This is a genomic window from Chitinophaga sp. W2I13, from assembly GCF_050434005.1.
Taxonomy (GTDB): Bacteria; Bacteroidota; Bacteroidia; order Chitinophagales; family Chitinophagaceae; genus Chitinophaga.
In genome coordinates this window covers 3,746,906-3,771,648 of record NZ_JBNPWD010000001.1, presented here as the reverse complement: position 1 = coordinate 3,771,648, position 24,743 = coordinate 3,746,906, and the positions used below count along the sequence as shown (strand labels likewise).

The 24,743-nt window shown below is 47.0% G+C and carries 19 protein-coding genes and 1 pseudogene; 8 read left to right on the top strand and 12 right to left on the bottom strand.

Going from position 1 to position 24,743, the window contains the following annotated elements; translation table 11 throughout:
* Positions 1-106: 106 nt before the first annotated feature.
* Positions 107-1,342 (top strand): ABC transporter permease, encoded by a 1,236-nt coding sequence (locus QFZ48_RS15680; protein WP_429051188.1) that lies wholly within the window; start codon positions 107-109, stop codon positions 1,340-1,342.
* Here the strand turns inward: QFZ48_RS15680 and QFZ48_RS15675 are convergent, their stop codons facing one another.
* The 3 genes from QFZ48_RS15675 to QFZ48_RS15665 are packed head-to-tail and all read right to left on the bottom strand — an operon-like array spanning position 1,343 to position 5,408.
* Complete coding sequence (locus tag QFZ48_RS15675; protein WP_429062935.1) at positions 1,343-3,673, bottom strand: hypothetical protein; 2,331 nt, start codon at positions 3,671-3,673, stop codon at positions 1,343-1,345.
* Positions 3,639-4,661, bottom strand: coding sequence for a hypothetical protein (locus QFZ48_RS15670; protein ID WP_429062934.1), 1,023 nt, complete (start codon positions 4,659-4,661; stop codon positions 3,639-3,641). The genes QFZ48_RS15675 and QFZ48_RS15670 overlap by 35 nt, the downstream gene beginning before the upstream one ends.
* Before the next feature lie 6 nt (positions 4,662-4,667).
* A complete protein-coding gene (locus QFZ48_RS15665) occupies positions 4,668-5,408 on the bottom strand; it encodes a TrmH family RNA methyltransferase (protein WP_429062932.1) in 741 nt (246 codons plus the stop codon).
* A gap of 102 nt (positions 5,409-5,510) precedes the next feature.
* Here QFZ48_RS15665 and QFZ48_RS15660 point away from each other — a divergent pair.
* A pseudogene (locus QFZ48_RS15660) lies at positions 5,511-5,981 on the top strand (POTRA domain-containing protein); the annotation flags it as partial.
* Between the two features lie 1,288 nt (positions 5,982-7,269).
* Positions 7,270-7,941 carry a BamA/TamA family outer membrane protein gene (locus QFZ48_RS15655; protein WP_429062931.1) on the top strand — a complete coding sequence of 224 codons (672 nt, stop codon included), beginning with the start codon at positions 7,270-7,272 and terminating at the stop codon, positions 7,939-7,941.
* Here QFZ48_RS15655 and truB read toward each other — a convergent pair.
* Positions 7,922-8,617, bottom strand: coding sequence for a tRNA pseudouridine(55) synthase TruB (truB, locus tag QFZ48_RS15650; protein ID WP_429051196.1), 696 nt, complete (start codon positions 8,615-8,617; stop codon positions 7,922-7,924). The two genes, QFZ48_RS15655 and truB, sit on opposite strands and share 20 nt — an antisense overlap.
* 123 nt (positions 8,618-8,740) lie before the next feature.
* Between truB and QFZ48_RS15645 the strand changes: the two genes are divergently transcribed.
* A complete protein-coding gene (locus QFZ48_RS15645) occupies positions 8,741-9,538 on the top strand; it encodes a class I SAM-dependent methyltransferase (protein WP_429051198.1) in 798 nt (265 codons plus the stop codon).
* Positions 9,539-9,728: 190 nt separating this feature from the next.
* On the opposite strand, the gene QFZ48_RS15640 is transcribed toward QFZ48_RS15645, so the two are convergent.
* From QFZ48_RS15640 to QFZ48_RS15625, 4 genes are all read right to left on the bottom strand, one after another.
* The gene (locus tag QFZ48_RS15640) at positions 9,729-10,460 is read right to left on the bottom strand and encodes a shikimate dehydrogenase family protein (protein WP_429051199.1); all 732 of its coding nucleotides are present in this window, start codon (positions 10,458-10,460) and stop codon (positions 9,729-9,731) included.
* A 109-nt stretch (positions 10,461-10,569) separates the two neighbouring features.
* On the bottom strand, positions 10,570-11,334 hold the full coding sequence (locus tag QFZ48_RS15635) for a phosphosulfolactate synthase (RefSeq protein WP_370913561.1): 765 nt from the start codon (positions 11,332-11,334) through the stop codon (positions 10,570-10,572).
* A gap of 180 nt (positions 11,335-11,514) precedes the next feature.
* On the bottom strand, positions 11,515-12,645 hold the full coding sequence (locus tag QFZ48_RS15630; protein WP_429062929.1) for a tetratricopeptide repeat protein: 1,131 nt from the start codon (positions 12,643-12,645) through the stop codon (positions 11,515-11,517).
* Positions 12,585-12,938, bottom strand: a complete 354-nt coding sequence (locus QFZ48_RS15625; RefSeq protein WP_429062927.1) for a hypothetical protein — start codon at positions 12,936-12,938, stop codon at positions 12,585-12,587. The genes QFZ48_RS15630 and QFZ48_RS15625 overlap by 61 nt, the downstream gene beginning before the upstream one ends.
* 149 nt (positions 12,939-13,087) lie before the next feature.
* On the opposite strand from QFZ48_RS15625, the gene QFZ48_RS15620 reads away from it, so the two are divergent.
* On the top strand, positions 13,088-13,501 hold the full coding sequence (locus QFZ48_RS15620; RefSeq protein ID WP_429051201.1) for a hypothetical protein: 414 nt from the start codon (positions 13,088-13,090) through the stop codon (positions 13,499-13,501).
* Positions 13,502-13,780: 279 nt separating this feature from the next.
* On the opposite strand, the gene QFZ48_RS15615 is transcribed toward QFZ48_RS15620, so the two are convergent.
* Genes QFZ48_RS15615 through pafA form a run of 3 tightly spaced genes read right to left on the bottom strand, consistent with a single transcriptional unit; the run spans position 13,781 to position 16,961 of the window.
* Positions 13,781-14,428, bottom strand: coding sequence for a hypothetical protein (locus tag QFZ48_RS15615; RefSeq protein WP_370912441.1), 648 nt, complete (start codon positions 14,426-14,428; stop codon positions 13,781-13,783).
* Positions 14,429-14,467: 39 nt separating this feature from the next.
* A complete protein-coding gene (locus tag QFZ48_RS15610) occupies positions 14,468-15,247 on the bottom strand; it encodes an enoyl-CoA hydratase/isomerase family protein (RefSeq protein ID WP_429062926.1) in 780 nt (259 codons plus the stop codon).
* Between the two features lie 49 nt (positions 15,248-15,296).
* Complete coding sequence (pafA, locus tag QFZ48_RS15605) at positions 15,297-16,961, bottom strand: alkaline phosphatase PafA (protein WP_429051205.1); 1,665 nt, start codon at positions 16,959-16,961, stop codon at positions 15,297-15,299.
* Between the two features lie 174 nt (positions 16,962-17,135).
* On the opposite strand from pafA, the gene QFZ48_RS15600 reads away from it, so the two are divergent.
* From QFZ48_RS15600 to QFZ48_RS15590, 3 genes are all read left to right on the top strand, one after another.
* Positions 17,136-18,377: an aminotransferase class I/II-fold pyridoxal phosphate-dependent enzyme gene (locus tag QFZ48_RS15600; protein WP_429051206.1), complete on the top strand. Its 1,242-nt coding sequence runs from the start codon at positions 17,136-17,138 to the stop codon at positions 18,375-18,377.
* A gap of 616 nt (positions 18,378-18,993) precedes the next feature.
* Positions 18,994-20,073 carry a PepSY-associated TM helix domain-containing protein gene (locus QFZ48_RS15595; RefSeq protein ID WP_429051208.1) on the top strand — a complete coding sequence of 360 codons (1,080 nt, stop codon included), beginning with the start codon at positions 18,994-18,996 and terminating at the stop codon, positions 20,071-20,073.
* Entirely contained in the window at positions 20,070-22,211 is a 2,142-nt protein-coding gene (locus tag QFZ48_RS15590; RefSeq protein WP_429051210.1) for a TonB-dependent receptor, read from the top strand. The genes QFZ48_RS15595 and QFZ48_RS15590 overlap by 4 nt, the downstream gene beginning before the upstream one ends.
* A 73-nt stretch (positions 22,212-22,284) precedes the next feature.
* Here the strand turns inward: QFZ48_RS15590 and purL are convergent, their stop codons facing one another.
* Complete coding sequence (gene purL / locus QFZ48_RS15585) at positions 22,285-24,510, bottom strand: phosphoribosylformylglycinamidine synthase subunit PurL (RefSeq protein WP_429051212.1); 2,226 nt, start codon at positions 24,508-24,510, stop codon at positions 22,285-22,287.
* Positions 24,511-24,743: the final 233 nt, after the last annotated feature.

The window sequence follows — 24,743 nt, the reverse complement described above, 5'->3', positions numbered from 1 at the left end:
AGCCAGGTAGCAAATGATCCTGGCGAAGATAGAATATTTATCCCGCCCAATTACCGTTGGCATCCCTTTTTGCTTTGCACTTTCAGCTTTTCCCTATATTTGTTCCATGCGTTTATCATTTTTTATTGCCAGACGGATTGCTTTCAATAAGGGATCTTCTTTCTCAAAATTCATTATCAATATCGCAGTAGCCGCTACCGCGATAAGCGTAGCGGTAATGATCCTGGCAACAGCGCTGGTAAACGGTTTTCAGCAGGTGATCCAGGAGAAGATCTTCAGCTTCTGGGGACATATTCATATCAATGAATACCAACCCAACGCCGGTCCCCTCACGGAAGAAATCCCCTTCCACAGCCGCAAAAGCCTGATAGATAGCATTAAAACAGCACCGGGTATTAAAACCATCAGCAATTACGCTACCAAATCTGCCATCATCAAATCCGAAAAGGAAATAGACGGCATCATCTTCAAAGGAATAGATCAGGGATACGACTGGCCGCAACTGAAACGTTTCCTCCAGGCCGGCAAACTGCTGCAGTTCAACGACAGCTCCTATGCACCGGAAATTATGATCTCCGAATACATGGCCAAAGAACTGCAGCTGAAAGTAAATGATAAAGCCATCATCTATTTTATACAGGGAGGCGGATTACCGCCACGGGCCCGCAAACTAACGGTAACGGGCATATTCAAAACCGGTATCGAGGAATATGATAAAACTTATGTGATCGGCGACCTTAACCTGGTACGCAAGCTCAACGACTGGGACCCCGACCAGGTGGGCGGTTTCGAGGTATCCATCAATAACTACCGCAACATGGATTCTGTGGCGCGGTATATGGATAACAACGTATTGCCGGACCAATTGTTTACCCGCACCATCCGGGATATTTACCCGAATATTTTCGACTGGCTCCAGCTGCAAAACCAGAATGAACTGATCATTATCGTTATTATGACCATCGTAGCCATCATTAACATGATCACGGCTATTCTCATCCTCATCCTGGAACGTACCAATATGATAGGTATTGCCAAAGCACTCGGTATGCGTAACTGGGATATCCAGAAAGTATTTGTATATCAGGCGGCCTATATCGTTATACTGGGCATACTGATCGGCGACTTTTTCGGGCTGGGCATTGCTTTCCTCCAGCAGGCTACCGGCATCTTCAAGCTGCCGGAAGAATCCTATTACATGTCGGTAGCAGCGGTATCCCTTCACTGGGTAGACATTCTGCTCATCAACGTAGGCACATTCCTTATCTGCACATTGATACTGCAAATCCCTGCCAGGATTATCCGGCGCATTACGCCCGTAAAGGCCATCCAGTTTAAATAACTATTTCTTCCGGGTGCTTTTCACATAGTCACGCAGGTAACTGCACTGGTCATATGCCTGTTGGTAAAACTTCGTTTGCCCGTAATTACCCGCCAGCAAAGGGAAGTAACGGTTATGTACCAACGCAGTTATATACTGATCGCCGTTGCCGTTATTGGCAGTATGTTTCTGTGAACAACGGGCAGCCATAAACGCGCACTTTGCCCTGAACTCCTTATCTGTACTGGCCTGCGCCGCTTTGAGGTAATAACTCTCTGCCGCATAGCATCCAAAATACTGCTTTTCAAAAGGATCTTTATCACATTCGGGAGCGTACCACCGTGTAGACGGGCGGTAGTCTTTTACAAAGTTCCAGGTTCTGCCATAATAGGAAATACTGAATAACGCCGTCGCATAATCGTAGTATACTTTTGCAGGTACTGGTGCTGTTTTCATCTTTTCCTGCAACTGTACCATACGTTCGCAAAACTGTAGTTGTGTAATGGCTTTTGTATAGGGCGCTTCAGCACTGTCTACCCCGAAGTCCTGCAACTGATCATGGAATACCTGGTAAGAAACAGCCAGCGCACCTGGTCCTGCTTTCTTAAACCACTCCCGCGCATTGTTGAAATCGTGTAAGCGCATATAGCTCACACCTATTGCCTGATCCAGGTTAATACCTTCGGGCAGGAACCCTGCGAGGTAAGATTCATACGGCGTTTTAACCGGTTGATGCAGGAAATCTTTCAGACGCATCAGCGTTGCGGGGTTCATATCGTTGTTGATCTGATCCAGCGACGTTTGACCGGAAACAAAATAATCGTTCATTTTCAGCGAATCACAACGGCCCCTGATCAGCGACTCCTTCACAAAGTCGCCCTGCTGATGATAACGTGGCGCCAGTATCGCAAACAACAGGTTGCGGTAGGTTTTACCAAAGGCGAAATTTTTGTTTTCCTCTCTTCCCCAGTAATTCGAGTAATTTTTATTGCCGGCAGTTTTCGTGTCCAGCCATTTAAAAGACGCCAGCAGTTTCGATTCAAAGGCACTGTCGATCGTTTTCTGTTGATTGATGTTTACCAGCAAGTTCACAATTTCCCATTGGTCTTTTACTTCCCGGTATTTTGTTTTTATAGCTGCCAGTTGTTGGGCTGCTGCCGGGTAATTTTTTCGGATATAGGAAAGGTAGGCAGATGAAACCCGCCATAAGTCCACATCTTTTAATTTGCCCTGTTGAACCAGGCTATCCACTACGGTTTGTAGCTCCCTTAATTTGACAAGCAGCTTACTCTTTTCCGCAGGGGAATAGTCCTGTATACTCACGATGCCGGTATTTTGTCCATCCATCAGCGCCGGGCTGAAGTAAGCGTCTTCCAGCTTATTGATTTCCCTTCCCAGCAATATATTTAGCGCAGGAGAAGCAGGGTCTGATGCATACACCTGCCGGATGGCGGTTACATCGGGCGCCGGGTTGGTAAAGCCATAGATAGCCGCCACCATTGCTTTTTCATGGTCATCCTTACACAAGGAATATACTTGTTCAGGCGTGGTGTTGGCCCACATTAAGCTGACAAAACAGGAAAGCCGCAGGGATGGCGCCTTTTCAAACACGCGGGAAAACAAATAAGCGCTCTGCACAGAGTCTTTCAAATGCAGTAAGGCGCCGGATTTCAAAGCCAGGGCCTTATAATACACCAGGGAGGATCCTTCTTTTCCATCGAACAGCTGGTCGAAAGAAGTAACTGCTTCCCGGTATTGTTTACTGTAATGCTGCAGCCGTACCAGCTGGAAGCTATAACGGTCGCGGATATCTTTATCCTTTACTTTATCCCGCAAGCCTTGCCCCTCCGTGTATAATGCGGACAGTAACAGGTTATTGCGCTCCGGCACTGACCACGGATCGGCGTTGATTACGGCAGGCTCGCACGATTTTGCAAACAACAGGTAGCGCGCTGCTTCCCTGTTCTTTTCCTTTCCCAGGAACTGGGCAAAGGTGTTCTTCTTCACACTGTCCGGTAATGTCGCATTGCCTTCTGCAATAGCAGCCAGCTGCTCTTTCGGGTAGGTATAAATGCATTCACGTATATCCTTCTCCGTTACTTTATTGCCTGTATAGTTTTGCCAGTCGGCCACATTGGCTGTTTCCTCCGAAGGTGTTGGATCGCCAAAAAAATTGGTGAGCGCGGTGTAATAAAAAGGCTCATAGCCGGCGCCCTTTGCATACGGACTAAAAAAAGAAACGTAGTAGTCGTAAGGATCAGGGGTTGGTCCGCAGGATAAGGTATACACCACATTGCCAAAGAAAACGGCACAAAAGCTAATTAAAAAAACGACAAATTTTCTGTAGTTCATCCAATGGATATTTTTTCAGGGTTGTTGAATCAAGATGATAAAATATAATAACCGGATCGGGTGTCTGCAACTGTTTTGCCACTAACTGTGCAGCCGTTTCCAATGCCTGCTGGTCAATGGTTTCACGCCGGATCACACTTCCTTCTTTTAAGGGATATCCATTTAATGTAGTATCCTTTCTGATGGTATACAGTTGTTTATCACCGGCTGTAAAGATAGTGGTATCCTGCAATTCCGCCGTACCAATGTTTCTTAAAATACCGGTATACTCCGTTCCGTTCCGGAATAAAACGCTCCAGCTGAATAAAGGCAAAGCGATATCCAAAGGTAAGGGATACGCTGCAACCCGTTGCTCACCCAGGTAGGATTCCATAGCAGGTATGTCGAGGATGGAATTATGCGATCCCGGCTTACGCAGGTCGCCCATGTTATAACACATCAGCAACCCTCTGTCTACCGGCGGTATGCCGGTACGTACTTTATACTTCACCTGGTACATCCGGATGGTAGCGGATACCCGGCGGTGCCGGAAAAAAGGGGTTTGGCGGATTTGTTTTATAAAAGAGAAGTAGGCTTCGCTGGTGGTTTGGGTCCAGTCGCAATCCAGCTGGATCTCTTTTATACTGGCAGCGGGTAGCGAGTCGCACAGCTGCTCTATCAGCCGGGATACGTTGGCGGCCAGCTGAGGGCCCGGGTTTGCCCATATTTCATTCATCAGGAATACTACCGGCACTATTTCCACGCCTGCGGGGAAAGGGGCTTTCTGCCGGAATATGGCTACCGGTGCGGGCGCTTTGGTTACCTCGTCAACAGCTACATCAAACAGTTTTATATACAGTCGCCCTGCGGGCAGGTCGTGCATATACTTCAGTTCGGCGGTGTTGCCCGTCCATGTTTGCTTCCAGTAATAGAATGCGGGGGTTACGTTCCGTTTCGCAGCGTGATTACAGGAAAGCAATAATATGATGAGCAGTATCCGGGGGTTCATGAGCAGTTAAATAAGCAGGCGGCCGCAGATAATACCTGCAGCTACTGCGGCATTCAATGATTCGGCGCCACCGATCCGGGGGATGGTGATCCGGTGTGTAGCCAGGGCGGTTACATCTTCCGTTAATCCCCTTCCTTCATTACCGATCAGGATAATGCCTTCTTTGATAGCGGGAAAGGTCGCGATATTTTTTCCGTGGAGGGTAGCCGCAAAAGAGGGCAGCTTTGTTTGCTGCAGTAGTTCGCGGATATCGTATTCGGCTATACGAACCCGTATCATACTACCCATAGTGGCTTGTATGGTTTTAGGATTATATACGTCTACGCAATCCGGTGAGCAAATGATCTGCGGAATTCCAAACCAGTCGGCTATACGAATAAGCGTTCCCATATTGCCGGGGTCCTGGATCGCTTCCAGCGCCAGTGCCACCGTTCCGGCTGCAGGCAGCGGGTTTGCGGGGACGGGCATATCCAGCAAAGCCATTGCCCGGTTGGGGGTGGTGAGCGACGACAGTTGTTTGAGCACAGCAGCATCCACTTCAGTTACAGTGCCTGCCGGCATACGATCTACCAGGGAGCAATGCTGCTCCAGCCAATCGGCTGTTGCATATACTCCTTTCACGGGCATGCCCGCCTGTAGCAGCTCCTGCACAATCTTATCACCCTCTGCCACATACTGGCTGGATTTTTGCCTGTTTTTTTTGTGCTGTAATGATTGAATATATTTAATTTGCGCCTTTGACAACATGGGGCCAAACCTACACGATTTCTTTTAATCAGCCAAGAAGAGGCATGGTTACCCGTTCGTCAGTATTGGCTTTTAAAATTTTTAACAACGTTTTCGCCCGTGATGCAGCTGCTTCCCAATTCAAAAATTTTATTGCTGAAACAATTGCTGCTACTGGCTGTAATACTTACGTTGGCGGCCTGCTCCAATACCAAATATCTCCAGAAAGATCAAACACTGTATACCAGCGCCAAAGTAGATGTGAAGGGCGAAATCCTCAATTCTGAAAAACAGGATCTGCGCAGCTCCCTCTCTTCCAAATCGCTGATGACGCAGCAACCCAATAAAAAACTGCTCAACAGCCGTATCAAAGTATGGCTGTATAATCAGAAGTACAACGAGAAAAAGTCGAACTGGTTCTGGAACCTGGTACTCGCCAAAAGGAACCTGGAAGAACCGGTAATCTATGATTCTACCAAAACCAAAGAATCAGTGGCGCGCATGACCAGCTACCTCCACAACCAGGGATTCTTTTATGTAACGGTAAATTATGAGGAGGAAACTTCCCGGCGTAAAACCAGTGTTACCTACCAGGTAAATACAGGACGAAACTTCGTAATTGATAAAATTACCTATGCGGTACCGGATTCCGCCATCCTGCGGATCGTAAAAGCCAATGAAAAATTATCACTGGTGCAGAAAGGCGTTGCTTTTAAATCGGCTACCCTGGGTAGCGAAAGGGAAAGGCTCACCCGCCTCATCAAAGATGCCGGGTACTACAAATTTAACCGCGACGCCATAGAATTCAGTGTGGATACGCTCAACAAGGCTCTGTTCCGGAATACCCTCAACCCTTTTGAAGGGTTTGTAAACATCTTCAATGAAAATAAAGGCAGGGATAAACTGACGATGGATGTGGAAATCCGGATTAAAAACCCGGAAGACAGCACCGCTAACTGGCAACAATATCATATCGGCAAAATATACGCCTATCCCGACTTTTCATTGAATGCCAATCCAAACGACAGTACCCTGAAACAAGACGAGCGCAAGTATATTACCATCCGCTCCCACCAGGAACTACTGAAACCAAAGATTCTCTCCAGGTCTATTTTATTGCGGCCAGGAGAAACCTATTCCATGCAGCGGTATAATAATACCGTCAATAAATTATACGATATTGGCGTATGGCAGTTTGTAACGCTGCAATACAAAGAACCGAAAGACTCCGTAAATACACTGGATGCCTATGTGTTTCTTACCCCCAGGCGCAGGCAGGAACTGGGTTTGACCTTTGAATTAAGTAACAGTTCTGACTATACGCTGGGATCGGGCGTAACCCTGAACTACCGGCACATTAACCTGAATAAAACGGCTACGCAACTGGGTATGGCGCTCAGTACCGGTATTGAACTGGTACGCCAGGAGTCGGGATGGGAGCTGCAGTCGAAACAGTTTGGAGGTGAGGTGAGTCTTACCTGGCCACGTTTTGCGCTGCCATTTAACATCAAACAAAGCAGCCGCTCCAATGTAAAAACAAGATTAACGCTTGGCGCCAACTACCTCTCCCGCGTGGAGAAGTTTGATGTAACCAGCATCAACGCCTCCTATGGGTACGATTGGAATGAAAGCCTTTACAAACGGTGGATCATGCGGCCCATTACGCTCAACTATGTAGGCGTGAGCCTGGACCCGACTTTCCGCGACAGCGTGGTAAATACCAATCCGTATCTGAAACGCAGCTTTGAGCCGGCGTTAATTGGCGGGGGAAAGCGTTTCGTTTATTTTCAGCAACCAGGACCTGCTGCATCAGCAGCACTACAGCTACTTCCGGGTGAACGTGGAAGAATCAGGACTCTGGCTCAGTGGCATCAACAGCCTCATGAACGGCATCAGCGGCAAAAAAACCAACCTGGAAACGCTGACCAACGTAAATATTTCAAATTTTGTAAAGATAGAAGCAGATTACCGTCACTTCTGGAAACTGGGGCTCCACAGCGGGCTGGCCAGCAGGGTTTATGCCGGCGTAGGTATTCCGTACAGTTACTCACAGGTATTGCCATATATCAGGCAGTTTACTTCCGGTGGTCCCAACAGTATCCGCGCATGGCGCTTACGCACACTGGGTCCCGGCTCTTTTAAGGATTCCTCTGCTACCGCGCAGGCATTCCCCGATCAAACCGGCGACATGAAGCTGGAGGGAAACCTCGAATACCGCTTCGACCTGTTGAGGATGTTTGGCGGTAGCGTAAACCTGAAAGGCGCCACCTTCCTGGACATGGGTAATATCTGGATGATCCGCAAGGACTCCACCCGGCCCGGCTCCGAATTCCGCTTCAACCAGCTGTATCATGACCTGGCGATGGGTACGGGCGCGGGCCTGCGACTGGATTTCTCTTTCTTCCTCGTCCGCCTGGATTGGGGCATACCGCTGAAGGTTCCTTACTTCACCGGTAATAAAAACGGCTGGTATGTGAGTGAGTGGGATCTGAAAGACAGCCGCTGGCGCCGTGAAAATATTATCTGGAATATTGCTATTGGTTATCCGTTTTAGGAACGGCGTTGGCAGCAATGAAATCTTCCATGTCAGTAGCTTCCGACAAGCTGAAATTACCGATGCGGGTTCTGCAAAGACTACTCAGGTAGGCGCCGCAACCTAATTGTGCGCCATAGTCATTTGCCAGGGAGCGTATATACGTACCCGTACTGCATACTACTCTGAAATGTACTTCCGGTAAATCTATTTTAGTGATCTCAAATGCGGCAATGGTTAATTTCCGCGGTTCTACTTTTACATCTACTCCTTTCCTGGCCAGCAGGTAAATAGGTTTTCCATTTTGCTTGATGGCAGAATGGATAGGAGGCAGCTGCATAATTTCACCGATGAACGGTTGGGTGGCAGCCATGATGGCCGCTTCATCAAGGTGGCTGATATCTTTAAAATTCTCCGGCTCAGACTCCTTATCGAATGTAGGTGTGGTAGCGCCTAAAGTAAAAGTGCCGGTGTATTCTTTCTCCTGCGCCTGGTATTCATTGATTTTCTTGGTCATTTTCCCCGTACAGCAGATCAGCAGTCCGGTAGCTAAAGGATCCAGCGTGCCGGCGTGACCTATTTTAGCTTTGGTGAGATTTCTTATCTTACGCACTACATCGAAGGAGGTCCATGTTAAAGGCTTATTGATCAATATCACGGCTCCTTCCTGGTAATTTGTTTTTTCGTTCGTTTGCATGCCCGCAAAGATAGCTATTAGCAGCTAGCTGTCAGCATGCGGCCGCTAATTATAGGATTTATTTAAGATCCTGAAAAGCTAAAAGCTAAGGGCTTTTTACTAAATTCACGCAATTTTAAATACATGGCATTAGAACATCATTTAGACGCAACGCTACGGCACAAGCAACAGGTGGACAATTCGCGCGACTATGTGCTGCCATTCATACAGCAGGAGTTTCCGCAACTGGAAGGCCTGCGTGTAATGGAGGTGGGATGTGGGGAAGGCGGTGTGCTTACTCCTTTGCTGGAAAAAGGGTGTAACTGCGTAGGCGTGGATCTTGCACCGGACCGGATAGAACTGGCCAAAACTTTTTTGCAGCAATACCTGGACAACGGACAATTAAAACTGATTGCCAAAAATATCTATGACCTGGATTTCCTCGGAGAATTCCGGAATTCTTTTGATGTAATTATTTTGAAAGATGCCATTGAACACATTCCTGACCAGGAAAAAATCATCGGTCATCTGAAACAGTTGCTGAGTCCCCGCGGGCAGGTATATTTTGGTTTTCCGCCGTGGTATATGCCTCATGGAGGACATCAGCAGATCTGCAAGAACAAATTCCTCAGCATGGTACCTTATATTCATTTGCTTCCCAGGCCGCTCTACAAAGGTGTATTGCGGCTATTTGGCGAAGGAGATGATGTAGTGATCGACCTGATGGATGTAAAATCTACCGGCATTTCCATTGAACGTTTTGAACGTATTGTAAAGCGTCAGCAGTATAAAATTACGCAACGCCGGTTTTACCTGATCAATCCTATCTATAAATATAAATTCGGCGTAAGCGCGCGGGTGCAGTGGAAGCCCATTGCTGCGATTCCTTTCTTCCGGAACTTCGTTACTACGTGCGTGTATTACATGATAAAGCCAGCGTAGGTTGTCTTACTCAGGATTACGCTGATTTTACTGATTAACTGGATTTTTACTTTTTTGATTTTATAAAGGATTAAGGGAGATAGAAGCGGATATTCGCTCTCATCTCCCTTAATTATTATTAAATCTAAAAATCTAAAGAAAATCCAAAAGAAAAAATCAGTAAAATCAGCGTAATCCTGAGTAAGACAACCTACGCGTTCCAGATTTCCCACGAGGCTTCTGCCTGGAGGATCAGCATTTCGTGGCCGTTTTTGATGGTGGCGCCCTGTGCGGCGCCCCGTTGCAGGAAAGATGTTTCTGCCGGGTTATACACCAGGTCGTACAGCAGGTGCCTGGAAGTGAGGTACTGGTAAGGGATTTCGGGGTAGGTATCTGTTTTCGGATACATGCCCAGGGGTGTTGTATTCACAATTATGGTGTGTTGTTCCATTACCTGTTGGTTCAGTGACTCGTAGGATACGGCTCCGTTCACCGGTTGCCGGCTTACTACGGTATAGGTAATGCCCAGCTGTTCCAGCGCATACATAATAGCTTTGGCGGCGCCGCCGGTGCCCAGTACCAGTGCGTGCTTATGATGGGCCTGCAGCAGGGGTTGCAGCGATTTGGTAAACCCGATTACATCCGTGTTGTAGCCCGTTTTTTTTCCCTCCCTGAAGTCGATACAGTTTACAGCGCCGATTTTCGCGGCGGCATCGCTGAGATTATCCAGGAAGGGGATTACCACTTCCTTATAGGGGATGGTAACGTTGAGGCCATGCAGTTGCGGATGCTGCTCCAGCAGGGAGGTAAATTCAGAGATGCCTGGAATCGGGAAGTTATCATATACACATCCTGATATATTTTCCTTTTCAAATTTTTCTTTAAAGAAACCTTTGGAGAAGGAGTGACTGAGCGGATAGCCAATAAGTCCGTAAATTTTCATGTACCAGGTAATTGATCATTACCAATTATGAATTACAAATCAGGGATTTGTGTTGATGTTATCCACAAATCCGTCATTCGTAATTCATAATCTGTAATTATTTAAAAAACTATTCTCTGTCGAGGAACAGGTTAAAGGTATCTCCTCTGAGGCCGATGCGCATGGCTTCCAGGGAGATCACTTCATTAGGAGCCAGGTTGCCCAGGTTGGCATTGCAGCCTACCAGTTCCAGGAAGTAAAGCTGTTGGGCTTTTTGTGGCGCTTCCCAGATAATTTTTTCGGCGGGGATCTGTGTCAGGATTTCCTGTACCAGGCCTTCGCGTACTTCGCCGCTACCGCGGTAGATGCCTACGTTACCGCTTTCGCGGGCTTCAGCAATCACATAAGTGGCGCCGGCGGAGAGCTCAGCGCTCATCAGTTCAATCCACTTATAGGGAGGGATAATGTGTTCAGCATCTTTGGAGCCTACTTCGCTCAGTACCAGCCCTATTTTTGCCAGTTTTTCAATATAACCGCATTTTTCAGCATGCGGGATAGTGATAGAGCCGTCGGAAACTTCCATGTAGCTGATACCGTAATCTTTTACCACGTTGATGTATTCTTCAAACTGGTTGCGGATTACAAAGGCTTCGAACAGGGTTCCGCCAAAGTATACGGGAATGTTTGCCGACTGGTAAAGTTCAATTTTTGCGCGCAGGTTGGGCGTAACGTAAGCAGTGCCAAAACCCAGTTTCAGGATATCAATGTGAGGACCTGCTGCGGATAAAAAATTTCGTGCTTCTTCCAAACTCAGCCCTTTGTCCATTACCATAGTGAGTCCATGTGTGCGGGGCTTCTTTGTCCTTTCCGGGATTTGTGTCAGATTAAAATTCATTTGAAATATTTTTATCTTCTTATTGGTCAGTAAAACACATGCTAATTTTCGCCAGGCACTTCGGGATAGCGTAGATGCAATTTTAGTAACCGGAAATACTATTGACTTTTGTCCATGACAATTAAAAGCCGGCGCAAAAATAAGAAGTATACTTTATTTTATTAAAGTAAATAACACTGGTTAACGTTTGCGGCGATATTGGGCGATCAGATCTACCACACTCACATGCTGTAACACAGCAGGGTCGAGCTCTACGAGCTTTTTAACAATCTTTGGAGCCTGTTGCAGGGCTGTTTCCAGGTGCAGTAACCCTTCTTTTGTTTTACCCATGGCTATCAGGATAGCGGCCCGGTAATAGATAAAGATAGGTTTACGGCCCGCCTTTTCCTCTGCTATGGCTAATTGTACAAGGGCTTCATCAAGGAATCCGGATACATACAGTCCCTTTAACAGTTCCTGCCAGGTAACGGCGCTTTTGGGCCTGGTACGTACGGCATTCATAAAATGTACCAGTGCATCCTTGTTCTTTCCGAGCTCCAGGTAGCATTCACCCAGGCTCATATTGTACTCTGCGTTGGTTTTATTTATTTTCAGTGCGCTCATTAACGATTTAACGGCATTTTCCCAGTTGGCTTCCATCATATAGGCCACCGCAATCTTGTAGTACAGCTTATCATCGCTGGGACTCAGATGCGAAGCTTTACGGTAGTAGTAACGTGCCTGGGTAAACTTCCGTTGTCTTTCGTAACAATGACCGATAGCTTCATAGATGACATCCTCCGGCTTGGCGATTTCCAGGTGTTTCTGGAGCACTTCTATGGCTTCGGCATACTTGCGCATCCGGATATAGGCATCGCCCATATTACGGTAGGCATAATCGAATTTCTCATCTATGGCCACCGCATATTGGTATGCGTCTATCGCTTTTTCGTATAATTTAAGTCCCTGGAATGCTGTGCCCAGGTTAAACCAGGCCAGCTGGTTATAGGGATGTTCGTCGATAATGGCGCTATGCAGGCGGATGCTCTCTTCATTGCGGCCGGTAAATTCTGTCCAGAAACAGATTTTATGTAATGCTTCCTCACTGGTAGGATCATATTCCAGCGCCAGTTTCAGGCAATCAAACACTTTCTCAAACTCCTCCCAGTCGTCGTATACGTCGGCCAGTTCCAGCAATAATTCTGTCCTGTCTTCCCCTGAAAACTGTTCAATCTGTTCTTCCAGCACAGCAGCTGCCTTCTGGTGCTGGTTCAGCGCCAGGTAAACGTCTGTTTGCAGTATATAAAGATTGATATCAGTACGGTCCAGCACTTCTGCTTTCTCTCCAGCAAGTCCAATGCTTCCTTATATTTTTTGGTTTCTATCAGTAAGTTGGCCTTTTTGAGAAGTAAAGTGGAGGAATAGGGGAATTGTTCGATGGCTATTTCTGCGGCCTGCAATGCGATCGGCATTTCGTCATGCTCGTCATAATAGTCTATGATCTGCTCAAATGAATCTTCGTCCAAAAAAGAATGAGACTTACCAGCCCTGAGGTTTTCAAACTGCTGCAACAAGTCTCTCAGATCATCAAAATCCTCGTTTAAAAATGAAAAGTCTTTACTCATTACTGTAAATATAGTACTTTTATCTATGCCCAAATATGGGGTGAAATCAATGTGCTAAAAAATTTTTAACAATTCTTTGTGATTTCTTCGTATCTTGCGTTAAGAATATGTTATATAATATATCAAAAAGTTTGTACATTTGTGTTACAATGAAAGCGAAAACATACATATCACGCACCTTTTCATTGTCTTGCTTGTTAGCGGGCGCATTAGCGTTTTTTGCTCTCAATGCGGCGGCAAATAATGGCTTTTTGCCCACCGATAATAATAAAGACAAAGTGAAAAAGACAGCTGACAGCCAACATTTTGTGCTGAATACAGCTATGCCTAAAACCAATCTGAGCCTTGATGCTGGCTACCGCTTTTCGGGTACCTTCAACTCAGACTTTAAGTTTACTACTACCAATAACTATAATAATGTCATTAATCTTAAAGCGGTAATGACCTATACGAAAGGTAATGTCACTTATGTAGTTCCAACCAATGTCCAGGTGCAGTCACAACCTCCTGGAAACATGAACTTTCAGAAACTGCAGATCATTCTGCCGCTTAAGAAAGGGTAATAAACTTAACGTTTCTTCAATTACAATATGGGCCGGTTAAAAAGTTCTACAGCTTTTTAACCGGCTCTTTTTTTGCACCGGAGCGGAGGTTGTCTAACTCAGGATTACGCTGATTTTATTGATTTAGGGGATTTGAACATTTTTGATTTTAAAAGATTCGGGGAGATATAAGCGAAAATATCCGCTTATATCTCCCCGAATCTTTTAAAATCAAAAAGTGATCAAATCAGCGTAATCAGTGTAATAAGTTTAATCCTGAGAAAGACAAAATCCGCGTCTTTACATATTCTGCAGCTCCTTTTGGCTCACTTCCTTGTAGCCTGTTTTGGGCACATCAAAATAGGAGGCGGGGATCGGGTATAATTCTATCTTTGTGGCTACTACCCTGGTTTTGGAGCCGGTTTTGGTGATAATCTCGAACTCCAGCGGAATACCTTTCAGGTTCACAAAACGACGGTTGTATTGTTTGTTCTCCGGCACCAGGTCGAGGGCATAATACACCTCGAAGGTTTTGCCGTCGGGCATGGTACCAATCGCTTTACGGCAATCGTAGCCTGCTATTTTCTTGGTTTCAGACTGGTCCTGGAACTGGATGCTTTCGTATTGTTTCAGGTCCTTCTGGTATTGCTCTTTCCCTGCGCGTATCAGGTATTTGTTCCCATGCTGATCTATCAGCGTGGTCATTGTTTCCGTTTTACTGTTGATCAGGTAGGTGTAGTGAACAATATTGAAATTCATATCAATCCTGCTCAGTGGTCCGCGCATATATTGGGTAAAGGTGCTGCCTTCGAGCATGGCATCCATTTGGAGCTGCTCAGGTGGCAGTTCCATTTTGTAAACGATTTTGGCATCAGAAATAACACGCTGCGCCAGCAATGAGCCGGTGCAGCACAGGAAGATAAAAGTTAATAACAACCGGTATGACATAGTGTGGTGTATTAATAATAAAATGGCCTCAGTGAACCGTTACCAGTTAAGCTTCTCTTTGTTTAAAAACGCAGCTATTCCGCGTTTACAATCATCATGACCGCGGGTGGCAGCATTGAGTATGGCTGCGTGCGCCAACCCATCCGCTACCGGTAAGTCCAACACTGTGCCAATCAATTTTTTGGTCACTTTCAGGGAGTTGGCAGAAGCTTCATTACATAGGCTGGCAGCCACTTTAGCTACCTTTTGGGCGATTTCTGAAGCAGGAACCACTGCGGTGATCAGCCCATCGGCGGCCGCTTTTTCCGCTGTTACCAGTTTGCCGGTTAATAACAGCTCCCGGGAGCGGCCCTCTCCTATTTTACGAACCAGGAAAACAGCTACCAGGGCCGGAATAAACCCGATTTTCACCTCGGTATATCCCATCAGCGCTTCCGGTACCGCGTAACTGAGGTCGCAGAGGGTTACAAGCCCGCAACCACCGGCCACCGCGTGTCCCTCTACCTGGCCAATTACTATCTTATCAAGATCATAGATCTCCCGGAATAACTGCATCAGTTCCCGGGAATCAGCGAGATTTTCATCATAGGTATTTTGCTGCAGTTGTTGCAGGTATTCGAGATCGGCGCCTGCGCAAAAAGCTTCGCCGTTACCCTTCAACACCACTACTTTCACGGCTTCATCGGCTTCCGCCGCACGGAATGCAGCCCGGAGTTCAGCTACCATCGGCCCGTTGAGCGCATTGCGCTTCTCCGGCCGGTTCAGCGCGATGGTGGCTACCCGCTCCGCCACTGTATACTGGATAAAAGAAAATGCCATAAACAAAGAATTACAAGGCCTTGTTTATGGCAATCTAAGCAAAAAAAATTTAATGGGTAATCTCCTGTATTACCTGACCTACATTGCCGCTGGGCATCTGGATATGCAATAAAGCAGCCAGGGTAGGCGTAATATCCGTCATACCAACAGTACGGTTGGTTTTACCCGGGCGAACACCCCAGCCCATCCACACCAGCGGGATATGCGCATCATAAGGATACCATAACCCGTGCGTGGTGCCCACATTGGTACCATCGATATAGCCAGGCGTTAATACCACCTGTATATCACCGCTCCTTTTGGTGTTAAAGCCATTGGACAGCATCGTGCGCATGGGTTCCGGCAAGGTGGTGCCCATGAGATTATCTATAGAAAAGGCTTTGGCGACCGCGGGTGATTTAAGCAACTCCCGGATCATAAACTGGCGGATGTCGGCTTCACTTTTACCTGCCTGCTCAATAGCGTCGTGGTTCAGCCAGAGCTGGTAGTTATCGGTGGCTTTCACCGCATTTTTCACCCCAAATTTGGCTGATACCTGGTCGTTCAGGGTAGCTACTGCTGCTTTGTCGTCCCATGTGCCGCCCGGCAGTTTGTTTTCCGCCATAAAACCGGGTACATGGGCAACGCCATGATCGGCTGTGATAAAGAACAGGTACTGCCCCTTGCCCACTTTCGCATCGAGATAGGTGAAGAACGCGGCCAGATCCTGGTCCAGGCGCAGGTAGGTATCTTCAGCTTCCACTGAGTTGGGGCCGAACTGATGGCCTACATAATCAGGAGAAGAAAGACTGACGGCCAGCAAATCCGTTACCGGGCCTTTTCCCAGGCCATATGCTTCCATTGCTTTTTTGGCAAATTCCAGGGTCATGGTATTACCGTAAGGCGATGCGGAAATAGCAGTATTGGCGATCTCCGACAGGTTGTGCGGGAAGGAGGTGTTACCGGCATTTTTATACTTTCCTTCGAAAGGTTTCTCATCGGCTGTACTAAGGGTGTAGGTAGATGCTGGATACAGGGTAGTCCACGGTTTGCTGAGATATTGCTGCGGAAATTTCTGCTGGTTGAATTCCTGCGCCCATGCAGGCAATTCATTCATGTAATAGGTGCTGCTTACCCAGTTACCTGTGCTGGCATCATACCAGAAAGCTGCGTTGGCACTGTGCCCGGCAGGAAGAATAGCACCCCTGTCTTTAATAGCAACACCTATCACCTTACTCTGGAAATTATTGGATAACTTCAATTCGTCGCCGATAGTGGTTACCAGCATATTCCGGGGGCTCATTTTACCGGCGGCGGAGGAGCTGCCGACGGTGGTTACCGTGGTATCTTCCGCACAATACATCGTACGACCCAGTTCCGGGCTGTACCAGGTGTTGCCGATAATACCGTGGATAGCCGGCACAGATCCTGTATAGATACAGGTATGACCACAGGCCGTGATGGTGGGGGTGTAATTGATCAGCGTATTTTCACAGGAGAAGCCTTCCTGCAGCAAGCGCTTAAAACCACCGGCGCCATACCTGCCGGCGTAGCGGTACAGGTAATCCCACCGCATCTGGTCTACCACCAGGCCTACAACGAGTTTGGGGCGGGCAGCGATACTGGTGTTCTTAGCCGCAGGAAGACGATGAAGCGGCTTTGAAGGAGCGTTTTGCGCTTTGCCGGCCGTGGCAGATAACAGGAATGCGACTGCCAGGAATTGTGTAAATTTCATTAGATTGTAATAATTTAAAAGTCACTGTAATACAACAAGATAGATGGTTATCTGGCATCAATAACGGCATAAAATAGATGGTGCCAAATGTAAACCAAGTTTACAAAAAGTAATATTTTAATACCTTTGTGTCCATTTTAAATGGAATGAATTAACCATTACATAATATATCGTATGGATATTTTCGAGAAACTGCTGAAACATCTGGGCCCTATCGGGGAACATTCAGACAGAGCCCACGGCTATTTTGCCTTTCCTAAACTGGAAGGAGAAATAGGCCCCCGTATGAACTTCCGGGGTAATGAAAAGATTGTCTGGAGCCTGAACAACTATCTGGGTTTGGCCAACCACCCGGAGGTGCGCGCTACCGACGCCAAAGCTGCCGCAGACTATGGAATGGCCTCTCCAATGGGAGCGCGTATGATGAGCGGAAATACCAACTACCATGAGCAGCTGGAGAATGAGCTGTCTGACTACATGGGCAAAGAAGCAACTACCTTACTGAACTACGGTTACCAGGGCATCATGAGCGCCATTGATGCAGTAGTAGGCCGCAGGGATGTAATTGTATATGACGCAGAGTGCCACGCCAGTATCCTGGATGGTTTACGCCTGCACCCCGGCAAACGTTATGTGTTCAAGCATAACGATATGGAAGATTTCGACAAGCAGATGAAACGTGCTACTGAACTGGCTAAAACCCAGGGTGGTGGTATACTCGTGGTTACAGAAGGCGTGTTTGGCATGGCCGGCGACCAGGGTAAACTGAAGGAAATTGCTGCATTTAAAGATAAATATGAGTTCCGCCTGCTGGTTGATGATGCCCATGGCTTTGGAACAATGGGTAAAACCGGCGCCGGTACCGGTGAAGAACAAGGCGTTCAGGATAAGATCGACCTGCTGTTCAATACTTTTGCAAAGTCCGGTGCTTCTATCGGCGCTTTCATCAGCGGCGAAAAACAGATCATCAATTACCTGCGCTATAACATGCGCTCCCAGATCTTCGCGAAATCCATTCCTTTACCGATCGTTATCGGCCACCTGAAACGTGTGCAGTTGATGCGTCAGCATCCGGAAATGAAGGCTAAACTGTGGGAGAATGTGAATAAACTGCAGAGTGGTCTGAAAGAACGTGGATTCAATATTGGCAGAACCAATTCCCCGGTAACACCTATCTACCTGCAGGGCGATATCCCCGAGGCGACTGCTATGTGCCTGGATCTGCGCGAGAATTATAACATCTTCTGTTCTATCGTGGTATACCCTGTTATTCCAAAAGGACAGATCATTTACCGCCTGATCCCAACTGCTGCGCACAGCGATGAGGATATTGAACTTACCCTCAAGGCATTCAGCGAAACCAAAGCAAAACTGGACGAGAAAGTGTACGAGGTGGCAGAGATCCCAATGGTATAACTGACACACGCTATCATATTAAAAGCCTTCCTGCTTTCCAGGAAGGCTTTTCTATTTAAAATGGGAAAAGGCCAGAGGGGTTATGGCAAAAGAAGGTACGGCAAAATAACCGGGAAAAACAAAAAGGGCTGATTTTAATCAGCCCTTTACTTCAAATCGTTCTTTCACTAGGTGTAATTTTTCATTAGATTTCATCAGGACATGGTAGAGAACAACTGGTTTTCATAGAAATTGGAATAACCAAGTGATTCCAAGTATTTTATAAGAGTTCTTTTATTTTAATTCGGTCTTTTTATTCATTGATGCTTATCAAAAATAGCTCAGATTTTACCAAAAAATATAACACATACGTTGGATTTTGTTAATGGCTTGTTAAAGATTTCAACTGCAACAATAAATCACCAGGATGTTAATGCAGCCATTTTTTTCTCATCCGATCAATAATTTTCCCCTTTGCGTAAACGGTTTCCCGCATCCCGCGGTAACTTCGCGGCGGAAGCAATACATACTCAACCTTTTAACCATTATGGCGGTGACGAGGTGAGGCGGCAAAAGTGTCTATAGCACTTTCGTTAACGCCGGGTATAATTTTTTAAGTCAAACTGATAAAAGACAGGTGTTCAACATTCAATGGAGCAAGCAATTTTTCCGCCTGCACAGAATTACCGGGCTGATAGCCGGTGCTATGCTGCTATTGGTGAGCATTACCGGCAGCATGCTGGTATTCAGCGATGAAATAGATCATGCAGTGTATGCCCATGCCTATCACGTTCCTCCGCAGGCCGTTCCCAGAACATTGCAGGAACAAATGAAAGACGCCCGCCAGGCGCTTCCCGGAAATCCCTACCTGTTTTTTGTAAGACTCCCGCAGGCGCCCGGCGAAAGTACCGTGCTGCGGGCCGAATATTCAGCAGATCACAAAGTATACATCTTCCTGAACCCCTATACCGGCAAAATATTACAACAATACGCCAATACAGACCATTTTACAGGCTACGTCATGTATCTGCACTTCACCCTGCTAAGTGGCAAAACAGGGGCTGTAATCGTCTTAATTACAGGAATAGGACTGTTTTTATCTGTTCTCACCGGCCTGTTTGTATACCGGCATTCACTGGGCAAAGTACTCACCTTCCGGCAGCCGCTGGAATGGCATAACCGCACCCGGCGCTGGCGCAACCTGCACCGCATCGTCGGCGTGTGGGCGCTGCTTTTCAACCTCCTCATCTCTTTTACCGGCTTCATGATGGAACTGAAAGTAATTGACGCGCGGAAAAACACCAAGGCAGGATATACGGCTGTTCCTTTTCCCGGTGAATATGAACCCCTGCTCATCAAAGCTGCGGCTACTATCCCCGGCTTCCGGGCCACCGGTCTCCGCCCTCCTAAAAAAGCAGGCGACCCGGTACGGATACTCGGTCATGCCCATGAATCCGCATTCTTCGGAGAATACGCTTCGTCGGTATCCATCGATGAACAAGGCGCCGTTAAAAAAAAGGTGGACTTCCGCAACGCCTCTTTCAGCGATAAGTTCAATGCCTCTATCGCTCCCCTCCACTTCGGCAACTACGGTGGCATCTTCCTGAAAATCATTTATTCACTGCTTGCCCTAACCCCCGGCGTGTTATCCGTATCAGGATTCCTGATCTGGTACCGCAGAAAATTTATTATCAAAATACACGGAAACAGAAAATGAAGAAGGCTTTAGTAGCAGCATTAATAGTCATTGCAGCCACCATGCAGGCAGCAGCACAGCAAATACAGGGTGCCCCCGTGCCCACAACTGATAGTATCATTCAACCATCTGATGTAGGTCTGAATGAAATAGTGGTAACCGCCAGCCGTAATAAAGAAACATTGGGCACCGTGACATCTTCCATTACCATCATCTCCGGAAAAAAATTAAGGGAACAAAGCGCGATCACCACCGATATTAACCAGCTGCTCAGCATGAATGTACCCGGACTTACACTGGGCACCAATACTTCCACCAACAAAGGACAAACCCTGCGCGGCCGCGGCATGCTCATCATGATCGATGGCATCCCGCAATCCACCCCGCTGCGCAACGGCGATAAAGATATGCGCAGTATAGACGTGTCCGTTATTGAAAGAGTGGAGGTGATCAAAGGCTCCACTGCTATTTATGGCAATGGCGCCGACGGCGGTATCATTAACTTCATTACCATCAAAGCCAACCCGGACAAACGTTTCAGCGGAAGCACCGATATCAGCACCGCCGGTTCCCTTACAAATGGCGCCAACAGCCTCGGCGGCCGCATCTCCCAGAACTTCTCCGGCAAACTCAATAAATTTGATTACGTGGTAAGCGGTACCTATGAACAAACAGGTGTGAACAAAGATGCAAACGGTGAAGTAATCGCCCCTTTCCAGTCGCTCAGCCAGAATGAAAACGTAAACCTGTTTGCAAAACTGGGATACGATATCAATGCCAATAACCGCATCGAAGTGATGTACAACTATTACCGCACCATGCAGAACAGTACCTACGTGGATGAAGGCGGCGAATTTGGCAAAAGCCCGATCATTGGCGTAGTGGGCACCAATCCCGGTGATAAACAAGGCACCCCCTATAATCACAATGCTTACGTGAATTATACCAATAAAAATATTTTCCGCAACACCTCACTGAATGTAAACCTTTACTATCAAGACTTCTACACGGTATTTGAATGGTCCGATTTTTATGCGCCTCCGGGCAATTCTGCCATTGCTTCCAAAAAAATGGGCGCGCGGCTGAACTTCAACACCGTTTTCAATTTCCATCCCAATTTATCCGGAGATGTTACCTGGGGTGTGGATGTCCTTAATGATAAAACATCCCAGCCACTCACCGACGGCCGTCCGTTTGTGCCGGAGATGAATATGAAAAACTATGCGCCCTACGCACAGCTGAAAACGGTAGTCTTCAAAGATTTCCTGGTGAAGGCAGGCGTACGGTATGAAAATATTTCCCTGGACATCCCGGATTATACAACTATCAAATTTGGTAACTATGCCGGCGGCGTATTTGTAAAAGGCGGCGAACTTCCTTACGAAGCGCTGGTATTCAACGCAGGCTTACGGTATACGAAGTTCCCGGTGTTCAATCCTTTTGTGAGTTATTCACAGAGCTTCTCGCTGTACGACCTGGGCCGCACACTGCGACTGGCAAAAGCAGTCAGCAATGGCGCCACCAGTATTAATACCATTGAAACTGAAGCCATTATCACCAACAACTATGAAGCTGGCTTTAACAGTAACATCGGGAAGTTCAATGCATCCGGTTCGTATTTTATCAGCACCTCCGATCTTGGTACCAGCCTGAAAGATGTAAACGGTGTAGCAGTGCCGGAGCGCGCTCCTGAAAGGGTACAGGGCTTTGAATTTACTGCCGGCTACCAGTTCCTGCCCAACCTGTATGCCAGCGGTGCCTATTCTCATGTAGAAGGAAAGAAAGAGGTGAACGGCACTAAAACCTATTTGCCCACCACCCGCATTTCACCCGATAAAATGACATTCAACGTGAACTATTCCCCGCTGAAGCAGTGGGATCTTGGGGTGTACTACATTTATTCCGGCGTGCGCAAACGCTTTGACGTAAACGCCACTACCGGTCAGTACGACCTGGGCAATGGTCCTGTGGGGGATTTCTACCTGGTGAACTTATATACCGGCTACCGTTTCAGCCAGGCTGCATCTATCCGCCTGGGTGTGGATAACCTGCTGAATGCCGACTACTATCCTGTTACCTCACAAGGAAGGGTGCGTACCGATTCCTATATCAAAGGAAGTGGCGCTAGATTTAACCTGGGATTCAAATACAGTTTCTGATAATTCACCGAAATAAAAAGGGTTCGCATAAAAGCTATGCGAACCCTTTTTTATGTTGTTGAAAAGCGGAAGATTATTTCTTCAGATGCTCTTCAATGGCGGTATCATATGTTTTTTTCCAGGTACTTACATTGCCCCAGTCATCCCCATTTACTTTAATGGATTCACCGGTTACAACACCTAGTTTTTCGTAGCGTACAGAGTTATCTGACGCATCTACCAAACCGTGTAACAGCGCTTCGAACTTCTCTTTATCTGCCGGCTTAACGGTTACCACGACACGGCTCTGGCTTTCACCGAAGAGGTAAGCATCTTTACGGAATTTGTTGTTGAGCGCCAGTTCAAAGCCCAGGCCGGATGGCATAGCGCTTTCGAGCAGGGTAACAAATAAACCGCCGTCGCTTACATCGTGTGCAGACTGGATCAGTTTTGCTTTGTTCAGTTTGGTGATTGCCTGTTGCAGGTGCAGTTCTTCATCGAGATTGAAATGCGGTGCAGGGCTGTATTCTATACCAATGATCTTGTGCAGGTATTCAGAGCTGTTGATATCGTTGCGGCTGCGGCCTACCAGGTATACCAGGTCGCCTTCTTCCTTGAAGTTAAGGGTGATACGCTGATCGAGCGTGTCGAGGATACCCACCATACCGATGGTTGGTGTAGGATAAACCGGACCGTCGGGTGACTGGTTATAGAAGCTCACGTTACCACCGGTAACGGGTGTATTGAATTTACGGCAGGCTTCACCCATACCTTGTACGGCGTGTACAAACTGGTAGTACACTTCCGGATCGTAGGGGTTACCGAAGTTGAGGCAGTTGGTGATAGCAACTGGTTCGCCACCGGAGCAAACGATGTTACGTGCAGCTTCTGCCACCGCTATCTGTCCGCCTTTATGAGGATCGGCAAATACGTAACGGCCGTTACAGTCGGTAGTCATTGCCAATGCTTTCTTCGTTGGTTTTACCAATACGATAGCAGCATCGCTTGGTGCGTTGGTGGTGGCGTTTGCAGTACCCACCATGCTGTCGTACTGGTTGTAGATCCAGCGTTTGGAAGCGATGTTTGGTAATGCAACCATTCTTTCTGCTACAAAACGCGGATGTTCTGTATCAGGGATATTCTGAATATCGAATGCTTTTACTTTAGCGAAGTAGGCTGGTTCTGTGTAAGCGCGGTGATATTGGGGAGCGCCGCCGCCTAGTACCATACTTTCCGCAGGAACATCTGCTTCCAGTTCGCCGTTCATATAGAACTTCAGGTTTTTATCTTTGGTAACTTCACCGATCTGAACGCAGTGCAGGTCCCATTTTTCGAAGATATCCAGCACTGGTTTTTCTTCTCCTTTCTTCACTACTATCAGCATGCGCTCCTGGCTTTCGCTCAGCAGCATTTCCCATGCTTTCATATCTTTCTGGCGGGTAGGTACTTTATCTAACCAGATGTTCATACCATGTTCGCCTTTTGCGCTCATTTCTGCAGTGGAGCAGGTGATACCGGCAGCACCCATATCCTGCATACCAATAATAGCATTGGTTTTGATGATTTCCAGGCAGGCTTCCAGCAGTTTCTTTTCCTGGAAAGGATCTCCTACCTGAACGGCAGGCAAATCTTCCACGCTGTCTTCCGTGATATTGGCAGAAGCAAAGGAAGCTCCTCCGATACCGTCTTTACCGGTAGCAGAGCCAACAATGAAAACAGGATTTCCTTCACCGTATGAAGTAGCGGAAACAGTTTGACCTACTTTTACGATACCTGCGCTGAATGCGTTTACGAGCGGGTTGGTACCGTAGCATTCTTCAAAATAAGTTTCGCCGCCTACGGTAGGAACGCCGAAGCAGTTACCGTAGTGACCTATACCATGTACAATACCTTTTACCAGGTGTTGTGTTTTCTTATCATTAATATTACCAAAGCGAAGGGAGTTCAGTGCGGCAATGGGACGCGCACCCATTGTAAAGATATCGCGGTGAATGCCACCAACGCCGGTAGCGGCGCCCTGGAAGGGTTCGATAGCGGAGGGGTGGTTATGTGATTCTATTTTAAATACCACCGCGTAGCCATCACCTATATCTACCAGACCGGCATTTTCTTCTCCTGCTTTAACCAGGAGCCTGTCGCCTTCGCGGGGCAGAGACTTCAGCCAAACGATTGAGTTTTTGTAAGAGCAGTGCTCACTCCACATTACTGAGTACATACTTAACTCGGTAAAATTGGGGGTACGGCCTAAAATAGATTTAATTCGTTCAAACTCGTCAGCGGTAAGTCCTAGCTGTTCAGCAATTTCTACGGTGGTTTGCATGTATTTAAGTATAAAAAACGAGATATTTAAAAGAAGTCGCAAAAGTACATGATTTTCCTGCAAATGCCAAGAGTACCCTGTGGTGGCTTTTCTGCAGTTTTTTTGCAAGCAGGTATCATATTATTTATTTTTAAATTCATCAGATTTAAAGTCTATCTGCTCCAAATATTTAATGAAATGATAAAAAAATACCCCTTTTAAAGCCCTAAATGTAATTTTTCAGTTAAAATGAA

Excerpts from the sequence above, each read along its gene's own strand:
- QFZ48_RS15645 (WP_429051198.1), top strand. The coding sequence starts at position 8,741 with ATGGCATTAGAACATCATTTAGACGCAACGCTACGGCACAAGCAACAG.
- QFZ48_RS15620 (WP_429051201.1), top strand. The coding sequence starts at position 13,088 with ATGAAAGCGAAAACATACATATCACGCACCTTTTCATTGTCTTGCTTG.
- QFZ48_RS15610 (WP_429062926.1), bottom strand. The coding sequence starts at position 15,247 with ATGGCATTTTCTTTTATCCAGTATACAGTGGCGGAGCGGGTAGCCACC.
- QFZ48_RS15670 (WP_429062934.1), bottom strand. The coding sequence starts at position 4,661 with ATGAACCCCCGGATACTGCTCATCATATTATTGCTTTCCTGTAATCAC.
- QFZ48_RS15640 (WP_429051199.1), bottom strand. The coding sequence starts at position 10,460 with ATGAAAATTTACGGACTTATTGGCTATCCGCTCAGTCACTCCTTCTCC.
- pafA (WP_429051205.1), bottom strand. The coding sequence starts at position 16,961 with ATGAAATTTACACAATTCCTGGCAGTCGCATTCCTGTTATCTGCCACG.
- QFZ48_RS15615 (WP_370912441.1), bottom strand. The coding sequence starts at position 14,428 with ATGTCATACCGGTTGTTATTAACTTTTATCTTCCTGTGCTGCACCGGC.
- purL (WP_429051212.1), bottom strand. The coding sequence starts at position 24,510 with ATGCAAACCACCGTAGAAATTGCTGAACAGCTAGGACTTACCGCTGAC.
- QFZ48_RS15600 (WP_429051206.1), top strand. The coding sequence starts at position 17,136 with ATGGATATTTTCGAGAAACTGCTGAAACATCTGGGCCCTATCGGGGAA.
- QFZ48_RS15675 (WP_429062935.1), bottom strand. The coding sequence starts at position 3,673 with ATGAACTACAGAAAATTTGTCGTTTTTTTAATTAGCTTTTGTGCCGTT.
- QFZ48_RS15665 (WP_429062932.1), bottom strand. The coding sequence starts at position 5,408 with ATGTTGTCAAAGGCGCAAATTAAATATATTCAATCATTACAGCACAAA.
- QFZ48_RS15655 (WP_429062931.1), top strand. The coding sequence starts at position 7,270 with ATGAACGGCATCAGCGGCAAAAAAACCAACCTGGAAACGCTGACCAAC.
- QFZ48_RS15680 (WP_429051188.1), top strand. The coding sequence starts at position 107 with ATGCGTTTATCATTTTTTATTGCCAGACGGATTGCTTTCAATAAGGGA.
- QFZ48_RS15590 (WP_429051210.1), top strand. The coding sequence starts at position 20,070 with ATGAAGAAGGCTTTAGTAGCAGCATTAATAGTCATTGCAGCCACCATG.
- QFZ48_RS15625 (WP_429062927.1), bottom strand. The coding sequence starts at position 12,938 with ATGAGTAAAGACTTTTCATTTTTAAACGAGGATTTTGATGATCTGAGA.
- truB (WP_429051196.1), bottom strand. The coding sequence starts at position 8,617 with ATGCAAACGAACGAAAAAACAAATTACCAGGAAGGAGCCGTGATATTG.
- QFZ48_RS15635 (WP_370913561.1), bottom strand. The coding sequence starts at position 11,334 with ATGAATTTTAATCTGACACAAATCCCGGAAAGGACAAAGAAGCCCCGC.